Source organism: Kitasatospora sp. NPDC058965 (assembly GCF_042741245.1).
Lineage (GTDB): Bacteria > Actinomycetota > Actinomycetes > Streptomycetales > Streptomycetaceae > Kitasatospora.
In genome coordinates this window covers 1-12,424 of the sequence record NZ_JBHYKG010000075.1, presented here as the reverse complement: position 1 = coordinate 12,424, position 12,424 = coordinate 1, and the positions used below count along the sequence as shown (strand labels likewise).

The 12,424-nt window shown below is 75.5% G+C and carries 9 protein-coding genes and 1 pseudogene; 8 read left to right on the top strand and 2 right to left on the bottom strand.

The genetic code is table 11. The features are described 5' to 3' along the window. The first annotated feature begins 27 nt into the window (after positions 1 to 27). From ACFW1A_RS15300 to ACFW1A_RS15265, 8 genes are all read left to right on the top strand, one after another. The gene (locus tag ACFW1A_RS15300; protein WP_380409088.1) at positions 28 to 1,050 is read left to right on the top strand and encodes a methionine ABC transporter ATP-binding protein; all 1,023 of its coding nucleotides are present in this window, start codon (positions 28 to 30) and stop codon (positions 1,048 to 1,050) included. Beyond that, the gene (locus tag ACFW1A_RS15295) at positions 1,047 to 1,703 is read left to right on the top strand and encodes a methionine ABC transporter permease (RefSeq protein ID WP_380409087.1); all 657 of its coding nucleotides are present in this window, start codon (positions 1,047 to 1,049) and stop codon (positions 1,701 to 1,703) included. Before ACFW1A_RS15300 ends, ACFW1A_RS15295 begins: the two co-directional genes overlap by 4 nt. A gap of 80 nt (positions 1,704 to 1,783) precedes the next feature. Further along, positions 1,784 to 2,608, top strand: coding sequence for a MetQ/NlpA family ABC transporter substrate-binding protein (locus ACFW1A_RS15290; RefSeq protein ID WP_380409085.1), 825 nt, complete (start codon positions 1,784 to 1,786; stop codon positions 2,606 to 2,608). A 111-nt stretch (positions 2,609 to 2,719) separates the two neighbouring features. Further along, complete coding sequence (locus ACFW1A_RS15285) at positions 2,720 to 3,343, top strand: GNAT family N-acetyltransferase (RefSeq protein ID WP_380409083.1); 624 nt, start codon at positions 2,720 to 2,722, stop codon at positions 3,341 to 3,343. 148 nt (positions 3,344 to 3,491) lie between these two features. Next, positions 3,492 to 4,709 carry a precorrin-6y C5,15-methyltransferase (decarboxylating) subunit CbiE gene (gene cbiE / locus ACFW1A_RS15280; protein ID WP_380409081.1) on the top strand — a complete coding sequence of 406 codons (1,218 nt, stop codon included), beginning with the start codon at positions 3,492 to 3,494 and terminating at the stop codon, positions 4,707 to 4,709. A gap of 441 nt (positions 4,710 to 5,150) precedes the next feature. Then, on the top strand, positions 5,151 to 8,498 hold the full coding sequence (gene cobT / locus ACFW1A_RS15275) for a nicotinate-nucleotide--dimethylbenzimidazole phosphoribosyltransferase (protein ID WP_380409079.1): 3,348 nt from the start codon (positions 5,151 to 5,153) through the stop codon (positions 8,496 to 8,498). A 91-nt stretch (positions 8,499 to 8,589) separates the two neighbouring features. After that, positions 8,590 to 9,855 (top strand): uroporphyrinogen-III C-methyltransferase, encoded by a 1,266-nt coding sequence (gene cobA / locus ACFW1A_RS15270; protein WP_380409077.1) that lies wholly within the window; start codon positions 8,590 to 8,592, stop codon positions 9,853 to 9,855. 8 nt (positions 9,856 to 9,863) lie between these two features. Further along, the gene (locus ACFW1A_RS15265) at positions 9,864 to 10,670 is read left to right on the top strand and encodes a TrmH family RNA methyltransferase (RefSeq protein ID WP_380409075.1); all 807 of its coding nucleotides are present in this window, start codon (positions 9,864 to 9,866) and stop codon (positions 10,668 to 10,670) included. Between the two features lie 7 nt (positions 10,671 to 10,677). On the opposite strand, the gene ACFW1A_RS15260 is transcribed toward ACFW1A_RS15265, so the two are convergent. Together ACFW1A_RS15260 and ACFW1A_RS15255 are read right to left on the bottom strand one after the other, a co-directional pair. Further along, complete coding sequence (locus tag ACFW1A_RS15260) at positions 10,678 to 11,643, bottom strand: hypothetical protein (RefSeq protein WP_380409073.1); 966 nt, start codon at positions 11,641 to 11,643, stop codon at positions 10,678 to 10,680. A gap of 79 nt (positions 11,644 to 11,722) precedes the next feature. Continuing rightward, positions 11,723 to 12,424 (bottom strand): annotated as a pseudogene (locus ACFW1A_RS15255) (hypothetical protein); the annotation flags it as partial.

The window sequence follows — 12,424 nt, the reverse complement described above, 5'->3', positions numbered from 1 at the left end:
ATCCCCCTCACGCAACGGAAAGCAGCTGTGATCACCACCAAGGACCTCACCAAGGTCTACACCTCGCGCGGCCGGCAGACCGCCGCCCTGCGCGGCGTCGACCTGCACGTCCGCGAGGGCGAGGTGTACGGCGTCGTCGGCACCAGCGGGGCCGGCAAGAGCACCCTGATCCGCTGCGTCAACATGCTGGAGCGGCCCACCTCGGGCACCGTCACGGTGGACGGCGTCGAGCTCACCGCGCTGCCCGGTACCGAGCAGCGCGCCGGGCGCGACCTGCGCGAGGCCAGGCGCCGGATCGGCATGGTCTTCCAGCACTTCAACCTGCTCGCCTCGCGCACCGTGCAGCAGAACGTCGAGCTGCCGCTGGAGATCATCGGCCTGGACCGCACCGAGCGCCGCCGCAGGGCGGGCGAGCTGCTGGAACTGGTGGGCCTGGCGGACAAGGCGGGCAGCCACCCGGGCCGGCTCTCGGGCGGCCAGAAGCAGCGGGTCGGCATCGCCCGGGCGCTGGCCGGCGACCCCAAGGTGCTGCTCTCCGACGAGGCCACCTCGGCGCTGGACCCGGAGACCACCCGGTCGATCCTGCAGCTGCTGCGCACGCTCAACCAGGAGCTGGGCCTGACCGTGCTGCTGATCACCCATGAGATGGACGTGATCAAGTCGGTCTGCGACTCGGCCGCGCTGATGCGCGACGGGCAGGTCGTGGAGGCGGGCACGCTCACCGACCTGCTGGCCACCGACGGCTCCCGGCTGTCCCGCGAGCTCTTCCCGCTCGGCGAGTCCGGCACCGGGCGCGGCGGGAGCACCGTGCTGGAGATCACCTTCCAGGGCGACAGCTCGGGCCGCCCGTTCATCTCCCAGCTGGCCCGCACCTACCAGATCGACCTCAACATCCTGGGCGCCGCGGTGGAGACCATCGGCGGCCGCCAGGTCGGCCGGATGCGGGTCGAGCTGCCCGGCGCCCACCAGGACAACGTGGTGCCGATCGGCTACCTGCGCGAGCAGGGCCTGCAGGTGGACGTCCTCACCGAGACCGGAGCGATCGCATGACCTGGGACGAGATGCAGCCGCTGCTGCAGGACGCCACCCGCGAGACCCTGCAGATGGTCGGCATCGCCACCCTGGTCACGCTGCTGGTCGGCCTGCCGCTCGGGGTGCTGCTGGTGCTGACCGACCGGGGCGGGCTGCTGCAGAACCGGGCGGTCAACAAGGCCGTGGGCGCGGTCGTGAACGTGGGGCGCTCGCTCCCGTTCGTGATCCTGCTGGTCGCGCTGATCCCGTTCACCCGCTGGGTGGTCGGCACCTCGATCGGCTGGCAGGCGGCCACCGTGCCGCTGGCGATCGGGGCGATCCCGTTCTACGCCCGGCTGGTGGAGACCGCCGTGCGCGGGGTGGACGGCGGCCTGGTCGAAGCGGTGCACGCGATGGGCGGCTCCACCTGGGCGGTGGTCCGCAAGGCGCTGCTGCCCGAGGCGCTGCCCGCGCTCGTCTCGGCGCTGACCACGACGGTGATCGCGCTGGTCGGCTACTCCGCGATGGCCGGCACGGTCGGCGGCGGCGGGCTCGGCAACCTCGCCATCACCTACGGCTACATGCGGTTCGAGACCGGCTTCATGGTCGTGATCGTGATCGAGCTGGTGCTGCTGGTCACCTTGGTCCAGCTGCTCGGCGACCTCCTGAGCAAGCGGCTCGACCACTCCTGACGGCCCGCCACGGGCCCCCACACGCTTCCGCCGCCCGGCCCCGGGCGCGCGGCCCTCGCCAACGGAGAAAGGCACTTTTCGTGCGTACCGTCCTGAAGTCCACCGTCGCAGTCCTCGCAGCAGCCGGCCTCACCGCCCTGGCGGCCTGCTCCTCCAGCTCCTCCACCACCGCCGACGCCGACAAGCCGCTGGTGGTGGTCGCCAGCCCGACCCCGCACGCCCAGATCCTGAACTACATCAAGGACAACCTGGCGGCCAAGGCGGGCCTGAAGCTGACGGTCAAGGAGGTCACGGACTACACCCTGCAGAACCCCGCCGTGCAGGACGGCTCCGCCGACGCCAACTACTTCCAGCACCTGCCCTACCTGACCGACTTCAACAAGACCCACGGCACCACCATCGTCCCGGTGGAGAACGTCCACCTGGAACCGCTGGGCGTCTACTCCAAGAAGGTCAAGAAGGTCACCGACCTGGCCGCCGGCGCCTCGGTGGCGGTGCCCAACGACGCCACCAACGAGGGCCGCGCGCTCAAGCTGCTGGCCGACAACCAGGTGATCACCCTCAAGGACGGCGTGGGCACCGGCGCCACCGTCCACGACGTCACCGGCAACCCGAAGAACCTCAAGTTCAAGGAGCTCGACGCCGCCCAGCTGCCGCGCGCGCTGGACGACGTGGACGCCGCCGTGATCAACGGCAACAACGCGCTGGGCGCGGGCCTGAAGCCCGCCACCGACGCGATCCTGCTGGAGAAGGCGACGGACAACCCGTACGCCAACGTGCTGGCCGTCAAGAAGGGCCACGAGAACGACCCCCGGGTGCAGAAGCTGGCCCAGCTGCTGCACTCCGACGAGGTGAAGAAGTACATCCAGGACACCTTCCAGGGGTCGGTCGTGCCGGCCTTCTGAGCCGGCCCGCATGTCCGTCCGGCCGGGAAAACTGACGCTGCGTCGCCCCGCGGCAGCGGCTCCGGCGCACGAGGCGTAACGTTGGGCCACGACCCGGCGAGGAGAGACGGTATGCCAGCGAGCTTCCCCGAGACCGCGATCAGCACCGAACGGCTGCTGCTGCGCCCTCTGGAGGAGGGCGACGCGCCCGAGCTGGTCGCGATGATGGCCGACGAGCTGGTCCTCAGCTGGACCGACGTGCCGCAGCCCTACACCGCGGCGCACGCCCGCGCATGGGTGCGCGAGCAGGCCCCGGCCGCCCGGGCGGCCGGATCGGGCATCAGCTTCGCCGTCACCGAGCACCTGACCCAGCGCCTGGTCGGCACCGTCGAGCTGCGGCACACCGACTGGCGGCTGCTCAGCACCGAGGCCGCCTACGTCACCGCGCCCTGGGCGCGCGGCGAGGGGTACGCGGTGGAGTCGCTGCTCGGGGTGGCCCAGTGGCTCTTCGAGGACCGCGGCTTCCACCGCCTGGAGCTGCGCACCGCGGCCGGCAACACCGCCGCCCAGCAGGTGGCGCAGAAGATCGGCTGCATCAGCGAGGGCGTGCTGCGCAGCGCCTGGATAGTGCGCACCGGCGAGGTCGGTTCGGCGGGGGAGGAGAGCCGCAGCGACCTGATCCTGTGGAGCCTGCTGCCCGAGGACATGGACCCGGAACCGGTCCCGCTGGGCCACGGGCGCGCGCTGCGCCGCTGACCTCCGGCGCAACACGAGGAGCGGGTCAAGATCGCCGGGAGCGGCGTCCGACCGCGCCCACCCGGTACCCTCTGGCTGGCTGGAACATTGACGGCGGGGGACGTCGGGGCGGGGCTCCCGGCTGCGCGAGACAGGGAGAGCAGCGGCGATGGCTGACCGGATCACGGTCATCGGGTGGGACGGCACGCCGCTGACCGAGGCGGCCGCCGCCGCGCTCGGCGCGGCGACGTTGGTGGCGGGGGCGCCCTATCAGTTGAACGCGCTCCCGGTGCCGCCCGGTGCCGAGCGGATCATCCTGGGCAGCGTGGAGACCGCGGCCCGGCGGATCGCCGAGCACCGTGGCGCGGTGGTGGTGGTCGCCGAGGGGGACCCCGGCTTCTTCGGCGTGGTGCGCACGTTGCGCCGGCCCGAGTACGGCCTGGAGCTGGAGGTGCTGCCGGCCGTCTCCTCGGTGGCCGCGGCCTTCGCCCGGGCCGGGATGGCCTGGGAGGACGCCCAAGTGGTGAGCACCCACGGCGGCCGGCTGCGCAAGGCGGCCAACGTCTGCCGCGCCCACCCCAAGGTGGCCGTGCTGACCAGCCCCGACGCCGGCCCGAGCGAGCTGGCCCTGATGCTGCGCGGGGTGCACCGCACCTTCGTGGTCTGCGAGGCGCTCGGCACCGAGGACGAGGACGTCACGGTGCTCACCTCCGACCGGGTCCCCGACCACAACTGGCGCGATCCCAACGTGGTGCTGGTGATCGGCGGCTCGACCGCCCACCAGCCGACGGGCGCCACCGCGGGCTGGCTGGCCGGCCGCCCGGTCGGCTACCCGCCCGCCGAGCGCAGCTGGGCGCTGCCGCCGGAGGCCTACGACGACGAGCGGCAGACCACGCTCGGCGCGCAGACCCGCGCGGTGGTGCTGGCCCACCTCGGCCCGGCGCCGGGCGACCTGGTGTGGACGGTGGGCGCGGGCACCGGCGCACTGGCGGTGGAGGCGGCGCGGTTCGGCGCGGCCGTGGTCGCGGTCGAGGAGTCGGCGGCGACCTGCGCGCGGATCGCGGTCAACGCGCGCCGGTACGGCGTCGAGCTGGAGACCGCCGCCGGGCGTGCGCCGGAGGTGCTCGGCGAGCTGCCCGAGCCGGACGCGGTGGTGGTCGAGCGCGGTGGCGCGACGGTGGTGGCCGCGGTGCTGACCCGGCGGCCGAGCCGGCTGGTGGCGTGGACGGCGGCCGCCGCCGAGGCCGCGGAGATCCGGGCCGTGACGGCGGCGGCCGGCTACCGGGTGGCGGGTGCCTTCCTGCAGTCCGCGCCGCTGGACCTGAGCGACGGGGTCGAGGTCGGGGTGTCGGAGAGCGGCTACCTGGTCTGGGCCGAGCTCGCCTGACGGATCGACAAACCCGTTCGACAAAGGCGGACGATTCGGACACCCGGTCGCTAAGTCGACCTTGAAGACCGGTAGTCTGACGATCCGACTTCCACCCTTCCCTGTGGGGTGGCAGCCGTGCCGACGTGGCGCAACGCACACGGTGATCGGTACGTGGGCATTCGACTGACACGGGCCCGACCGGGAGAATGGCCCGGGATCCGGGCCGGTCGTGCCGGATGCCCAGGGCTGTCGTTGTTTCAGGTGACGGTGCGCGACCCTCCACCCCGCACGGGTGCTTGCCGGTACGGGCGGGGGGCCGGGCCGTCCACCGCGACCGGGCAGCCCCGGAGGTTGGACGTGGGGTGGGCCGGCACGCGGCTCCGTCCCGGGAGCGGGCGGTGCGCCTCGGTCGGCGACCGGGTCGCCAAGGACGCGCAAGCGGCCTGGAAGGAGTATGAGATGACCGACGGCGGTCAGATCCCCAGCGAGGGTCAGCCGGAGCACCTGCTCCCCGAGACCGGGACCGACCCGGCGCAGGGAGGTGGCGGGTGGGGCACGGCTCCCGTCGGCCAGGCCGTCCCGGTGGCAGCCGGCGGTGCCGTCTACCACTTCATCGACCAGCCCGACGACGAGGACGACGTGCTGCTGATGCCCGGTCCGCAGGGCTCCTGGAGCGACGCCGCGACGCCGGCCGTCCCGCTCGGCGAGGCGATGCTGCCGGCCGGCGGGTTCGCCGCCCCGGGGTACCCGGTGGCCGAGGCCGGCCGGCCCGCCCCGCAGGTGCCGCCGGCCCAGTCCGCCGAGGCGGCCGCGCCGGTCGCCCACGCCGTTCCCGCCGCCCCGGTGGCGCCGCCGGTCCCCGTGGCCGGGCAGCCGACCGGGACCCCGGTCGAGCCCTCCTGGCCGCCGCTGGAGCCGCCGGCGGCGCAGACCGCCGAGCCGGTGGCCGCTCCCGTGGTGGTCGAGCTGCCCGGCCAGGCCCAGCCGGTGGCCGCCGCCCAGCAGGCCCGGCGTCCGCTGCACGCGGGCCCGCCGATCCCGGACCCCTCGCTGATGACCGGTCAGGTGCCGGTCCGTTCGCTCGCCGACCGCGGCCCGTCCGCGCCCGGCGGCACCCCGCCGCACGGCGTGCCGCTGGTGGCCGTGCCGGGCGGCACGCCGGCGCACGGCGTGCCCGGGGTGACCGCCCCGGTGCCGGTCCCGGCGCAGTCGGCCGCCGCGGAGCCGGTGGCGCAGGCGGTGCCGGTGACCGTGCCGGCCGCGGCGCCGACCGAGCCGGTCGCGGTCGCGCCGGTCGGCCAGGGCGTGCCGGTCGCGGCCGCCGCCGCTCCGGTCGAGCAGCCGGTGCCGGTGGTCCCGGTCGAGGTGGCGGCGGTGCCGGCGCAGACCGTGGCCGAGCCCGTGCCCGCCGTCGCGGTCGCGCCGGTCGAGGTGCCGGCCGTCGAGGCGCCCGCCGCTCCCGTCCCTGCGCCCGTCGAGCCGCAGCAGCCGGTGGCCGAGGCCGCTGCCGAGGCCGGGCCGGTCCCGGCCGAGCCGGTGGTCGAGGCCGCCGCCGCGCCGCCCGTTGCCGCCGAGCAGCACGCCGCGCCCGCGGCCCCGCACCCCGGTCACCCGCGCCGGATCGCCGCCTTCCTGGCCGACCCGGCCCCGCTCGGCCTCGCCGTGATGGACGCGCCGGTCGCCGAGGCCGTGCCCGGCCAGGGCCGACCGCTCGCCGAGCAGCAGCCGGTCCCCGTCGAGGCCGTGCCGGTCGAGCAGGCCGTCCGGCCCGAGGCGCCCGCCGGGGCCGAGCAGGCCGTCGCCGTCGAGCAGCCCGCGGCCGTGGCGCCGGTGATCGCCGCCGAGCCGCAGCCGGTCGCCGTCGGCGCCGTTGCCGTCGAGCAGCCCGCCGCCGAACAGCAGCCCGCCGCCGAGCCGGTGGCCGCCGAGCCGGCGCCCGCCGAGGCGCCGGTCACCGAGGCCCCGGTCACCGAGACCCCGGTCGCTGAGGCCCCCGCCGCGGTCGAGCCGACCGCCGAGCCGACCGGGCCCGCCGAGCCCGAGGGCCCCCGCCCGCCGGCCGCCCCCGGCTACGACGAGGCGATGCGCGAGGCCGTCCACCAGGTGATGCGCGAGCGCCGCGACATCCGCAACGGCTTCCGCCCCGACCCCGTCCCGCACGAGGTGCTGCTGCGCGTCCTGGAGGCGGCCCACACCGCCCCCAGCGTCGGCTACTCGCAGCCCTGGGACTTCGTGGTGATCAGATCCACCGAGACCCGGCGCAAGATGCACGAGCTGGCGGCCCGTCAGCGCGAGGCCTACGCCGACTCGCTGCCCAAGGGCCGGGCCAAGCAGTTCAAGGAAATCAAGATCGAGGCCATCCTCGACACCCCGGTGAACATCGTGGTGACCGCCGACCGCACCCGTGGCGGCCGGCACACCCTGGGCCGCCACACCCAGCCGCAGATGGCGCCCTACTCGGCCGCCCTCGCGGTGGAGAACCTCTGGCTCGCGGCCCGGGCCGAGGGCCTGGGCGTCGGCTGGGTGAGCTTCTTCGACGAGGAGGAGATGGTCCGCGAGCTCGGCCTGCCCGAGCACCTGGAGGTGGTGGCCTACCTCTGCGTCGGCTACGTGGACGCCTTCCCGGACGAGCCCGAGCTGCAGCAGCAGGGGTGGGCCAAGCGCCGCCCGCTCTCCTGGGTGGTGCACGAGGAGCAGTACGGCAACCGCGCGCTGCCCGGCGAGGAGCCGCACAGCCTGCTCGCCGACACCCTGCGCACCATCCGCCCGCTGGACGCCAAGGCGCTCGGCGAGGCCTGGGACCGGCAGAAGCGGATGACCAAGCCGGCCGGCTCGCTCGGCATGCTGGAGATCATCTCGGCCCAGCTGTCCGGCCTGTCCCGCAAGTGCCCGCCGCCGGTCCCGGAGCCCGCCTGCGTCGCGATCTTCGCCGGTGACCACGGCGTGCACGCCCAGGGCGTCACCCCGTGGCCGCAGGAGGTCACCGCGCAGATGGTGGCCAACTTCCTGGCCGGCGGCGCGGTGGTCAACTCCTTCGCCGCCCAGGTCGGCGCCGAGGTCTGCGTGGTCGACGTGGGCGTCAAGGCCGAGCTGCCGGACGCGATCCAGCAGGGCCGCACCACCGGCCTGCTGCCGCGCAAGGTCAAGCCCGGCACCGACGACATGACCCAGGGCCCCGCGATGACCCGCGAGGAGGCGCTCAAGGCCGTCGAGGTCGGCATCGAGACCGCCCGCGACCTGGTCGCGGCCGGCAACAAGATCCTGATCACCGGGGACATGGGCATCGCCAACACCACCGCGTCGGCGGCGCTGATCTCGGTGATCACCGGCGCCGACCCGGCCGAGGTGACCGGGCGCGGCACCGGCATCGACGACGAGACGCACGCCCGCAAGGTCGAGGTGATCCGCCGCGCGCTGGAGCTGCACCGGCCGGACCCGGCCGACCCGATCGGCGTACTGGCGGCCGTCGGCGGCCTGGAGCACGCCGCGATCGCCGGCTTCCTGCTCGGCGCCGCCTCGCTGCGCACCCCGGTGATCCTGGACGGCGTGATCGCCGGTTCGGCCGCGCTGATCGCCAAGGCCATCGCCCCCGAGGTGCTGGCCGCCTGCATCGCCGGCCACCGGTCCGCCGAGCCGGGCCACCAGGCGGCGCTGGCCAAGCTCGGCCTGCGCCCGCTGATCGACCTGGACCTGCGCCTCGGCGAGGGCACCGGCGCGCTGCTGGCCCTGCCGCTGGTGCAGAGTGCGGCCCGGGCGATGCACGATGTAGCCACCTTCGACTCCGCCGGGGTCACCGAGAAGGGCTGAGTCCCGAGCGATACCCCCGTGCCGGCCCGAGGGCGCGCCGGCACGGGGTTCGTCCTACCCGAACCCTCACCGCCCCCCAGGAGCTCCTCCGATGAACGCGCCCAACCCGCACCCGTCCACCGCGGGCCTGACCCCCTACCCCGTCGGCCTGCTGCTGGCCGGGCGCCGCGTGGTGGTGGTCGGCGGCGGCCAGGTGGCCCAGCGCCGCCTGCCCGCGCTGATCGCGGCCGGTGCCGTGGTCCACCTGGTCTCGCCCGGCACCACCCCCGCCGTGCAGGCGATGGCCGACGCCGGCGAGCTCACCTGGCACCGGCGCGGCTACGCCGAGGGCGACCTGGCGGACGCCTGGTACGTGCTGGTGGCCACCGACGACCACGCGGTGAACGAGGCGGTCAGCGCCGAGGCCGAACAGCGCCGGATCTTCTGCTCGCGCAGCGACGACGCGGCCGCGGCCTCCGCCTGGACCCCGGCCAGCGGCCACGACGACGCGGGCACCACGGTGGCCGTGCTCACCGGCGACCCGCGCCACTCGGCCGCCCTGCGCACCACCATCGTGGAGGGCCTGCGGGACGGCACCCTGAGCGCCCGCCAGTTCCGCAAGCGGGCCGCCGGGGTGGCGCTGGTCGGCGGCGGCCCCGGCGACCCCGACCTGATCACGGTGCGCGGCCGTCGACTGCTGGCCGACGCCGACGTGGTGGTGGCCGACCGGCTGGCCCCGCGCGAGCTGCTGGCCGAGCTGGCGCCGCACGTCGAGGTGGTGGACGCCTCCAAGATCCCGTACGGCCGGTTCATGGCCCAGGAGGCGATCAACCGGACCCTGGTCGAGCACGCCAAGGCGGGCAAGTTCGTGGTCCGGCTCAAGGGCGGCGACCCCTACGTGTACGGGCGCGGCGGCGAGGAGCTGCTGGCCTGCGCCGAGGCGGGGGTCCCGGTCACCGTGGTGCCGGGCATCTCCAGCTCGATCAGCGTGCCGGCCGCGGCCGGGATCCCGGTCACCCACCGCGGGATGACCCACGAGTTCACCGTGGTCTCCGGCCACGTCGGCCCGGACGACCCGCGCTCGCTGGTCAACTGGGACGCACTGGCCGGGATGTCCGGCACCCTGGTGCTGCTGATGGCCGTGGACAAGATCGGCGCGATAGCCGCCCGCCTGATGGCCGGCGGCCGCAGCGCCGGGACCCCGGTCGCGGTGGTCCAGGAGGGCACCACGGCCGGGCAGCGGCGGATCGACGCCACCCTCGGCACGGTGGCCGACGTGGTCGCCGCCGAGCAGGTCCGCCCGCCGGCCGTGATCGTGGTCGGTGAGGTGGTCCACGTGCTCGACCCCGCCACCCGTAGCCGACCCACCGTCGAGTAAAGGCACCCATGTCCCGCCCCAGCACCGTCACCGACCCGCGCGACCCCCGGCTCGCCGACTACACCGACCTGACCGACGTCGAACTGCGCCGCCGCCGCGAGCCCGCGGAGGGCCTGTTCATCGCCGAGGGCGAGAAGGTGATCCGGCGGGCCCTGGCGGCCGGCTACCGGATGCGGTCGATGCTGCTCACCGCCAAGTGGCTGGACGTGATGGCCGACCTGATCGAGGCCGCCGAGGCACCGGTGCACCTGGTCGAACCCGCCCTGGCCGAACGGGTCACCGGGTACCACGTGCACCGGGGCGCGCTCGCCTCGATGGAGCGCAAGCCGCTGCCCGGCGCCGCCGAGGTGCTGGCGGGGGCCCGTCGGGTGGCGGTGCTGGAGGGCCTGGTGGACCACACCAACCTGGGCGCGATCTTCCGCAGCGCGGCGGCGCTGGGGATGGAGGCGGTGCTGCTCTCGCCGGACTGCGCCGACCCGCTGTACCGGCGGGCCGTCAAGACCTCGATGGGCGCGGTCTTCTCGGTGCCCTACGCCCGCCTCGACCCGTGGCCCGGCGCGCTCGGGGTGTTGCGCGGGGCGGGCTTCGAGCTGCTCGCCCTGACCCCGGGCGAGGGCTCGGTGACGCTCGCCGAGGCCGCGCCCCACCTGCTCCCCAAGGCCGCCCTGATGCTCGGCGCGGAGGGCGACGGGCTGACCCGCCAGGCCCTGGCGGCGGCCACCCGGCGGGTCCGGATCCCGATGTCCCACAACATCGACTCGCTCAACGTGGGTGCGGCCGCCGCCATCGCCTTCTACGCGGTCAACCCGGGCTGACCGCGGGTCACCACGCCTGCTCCCGGGTGCGGGCCCAGTCCGTCCAGGCCGTCACCCAGAGGGCGCGCAGGTCGGCCAGCCGGTCCGCGGGGAGGTACTGCTGGGCGGCCCAGTAGCGCTCCCAGAGCGCCTGGGCCGGCTCGCTGGCCACCGGCTGGCGCAGGCCCACGTGGCGCAGCAGTTCCTCCAGCGCCGCCGTCCGCGGGCCGTCCGGTTCGGTGAACCACGGCACGTGGCGGCGCAGTTCGGCCAGCTGCCCGACCAGCGAGGCGATCAGCCGCTCGGCCCGCTCCGGGCCGCAGCCCAGCACCCGGTCCAGCTCGACGACCGCCCGCCGGCCCAGCGCCCGGTAGGCCGGACCGGCGTCGGGGGCACCGGGCAGGAAGGTCTCCAGGAAGGCCCGCACCGCGGCGATCCCGCCGGCCGGCGGCAGTCGCGGCTCCGGCCCGGCCCAGGGCGCCGCCGTGGCCAGCCGCACCAGCCGGCTCCGGTCGCCCAGGTACGGCAGCAGGTCGCGCACCGGCCCGGTCTCCACGTCCAGCGGCTCCACCGCCCGGCCCAGCACGGTCACCGCCTGCCGGTCCGCCCGCAGCCCCAGCGCCCAGACGTCGCCCGCCCGGCACAGCTCGCCCACCGCGGCCCCGCCGGCCGGCAGCGGACCGAACTCCGGCTCCGCGCCCGGCTCCAGCAGCCGCTCCCGGCGCAGCTCGGCGAGCAGGTCGGTCCGCTGGTCGGCGCTTCCCGGTGCCCTGGTGGTGACCGCCAGGAACACCGCGCCCGCCCGCCGCGGCTCGCCGTAGAGCAGTTGCACCGAGACCGTCGCACCGTCCCTGGTCTCCCACCGGGCCAGCCGGGCCGGGAGCACCACCGGTCTGTGCAGGCCGTGCACCGGGAAGGGCGGACTGGCGGCGAACTCGCCCAGCGTGCGCTGCCGTTCGGTCTCACCCGCGGGCTGCGGCGGTATCCGTTCCATGCGCAGAGTCTGCCACCGCTCACGCAGCGTCAGAAGGGCGGTGCGGCAACTCTCCCGTTTCCTGGCAGGTTCCCGGCGTTCAGCCCCCGGTACCGCCGGACACCCCGGCCCCGGGCCAGGACTCGTCCAGCGTCCCGTCCGGCCGCACCGCGTAGCGGGTGGTGGTGGTCGCCCCGGTCTGGGTGACCCGCTCCTCGCGGGTCAGCGCGCCCTCGTCCAGCCGCCAGGTGGCGGTGGACTGCGGGTCGGCCGCCGAGCTGCGCGCGGTCAACAGGGTGGGGGAGTCCGGGGCGAAGGCGAACAGCTCCACCAGGTCCACCGGCACCGACCCGTCGGTGCGGCGCAGCACCACCAGTTCGGCCGGCGCCCCGCGGTACCGGGCCGGCAGCACCGCGCTCAGCGCGACCTGCGGGGAGCCGGCCGAGCGGCCGTCGTGCAGCTGGATCGCCGGGCCGCCGGACGGGTCCGGGTAGCTGCGGTTCGGCCAGTCCACCGGCGGCACCGGACCCGGGGCGGGCCCGAACCCGGCCGGCAGCGGCGAGCCGCTGGTGCGCGCGGCGGGCGCCAGCGGCGCCGAGGACTGCGCCCCGCCCGCCGACAGACCGTCCGCCGACAGCCCGATCGCCGGACCCGCCGTGCCCACCTGGTCCCCGGAGCTCGGCTGGGCGGCGGCCGGCGGCCGCAGCCCCTGCGCGTGCCGGTTCTGGCAGCCCTGGGCGGCCGCGATCGCCAGCGCCACGCCGAGGGTGACGGTGACGAAGACGACCAGCCGCTGCCGGCG

Coding starts and splice junctions, on each gene's coding strand:
- ACFW1A_RS15265 (WP_380409075.1), top strand. CDS start 9,864: ATGTCCCGCCCCAGCACCGTCACCGACCCGCGCGACCCCCGGCTCGCC.
- cobT (WP_380409079.1), top strand. CDS start 5,151: ATGACCGACGGCGGTCAGATCCCCAGCGAGGGTCAGCCGGAGCACCTG.
- cobA (WP_380409077.1), top strand. CDS start 8,590: ATGAACGCGCCCAACCCGCACCCGTCCACCGCGGGCCTGACCCCCTAC.
- cbiE (WP_380409081.1), top strand. CDS start 3,492: ATGGCTGACCGGATCACGGTCATCGGGTGGGACGGCACGCCGCTGACC.
- ACFW1A_RS15295 (WP_380409087.1), top strand. CDS start 1,047: ATGACCTGGGACGAGATGCAGCCGCTGCTGCAGGACGCCACCCGCGAG.
- ACFW1A_RS15260 (WP_380409073.1), bottom strand. CDS start 11,643: ATGGAACGGATACCGCCGCAGCCCGCGGGTGAGACCGAACGGCAGCGC.
- ACFW1A_RS15285 (WP_380409083.1), top strand. CDS start 2,720: ATGCCAGCGAGCTTCCCCGAGACCGCGATCAGCACCGAACGGCTGCTG.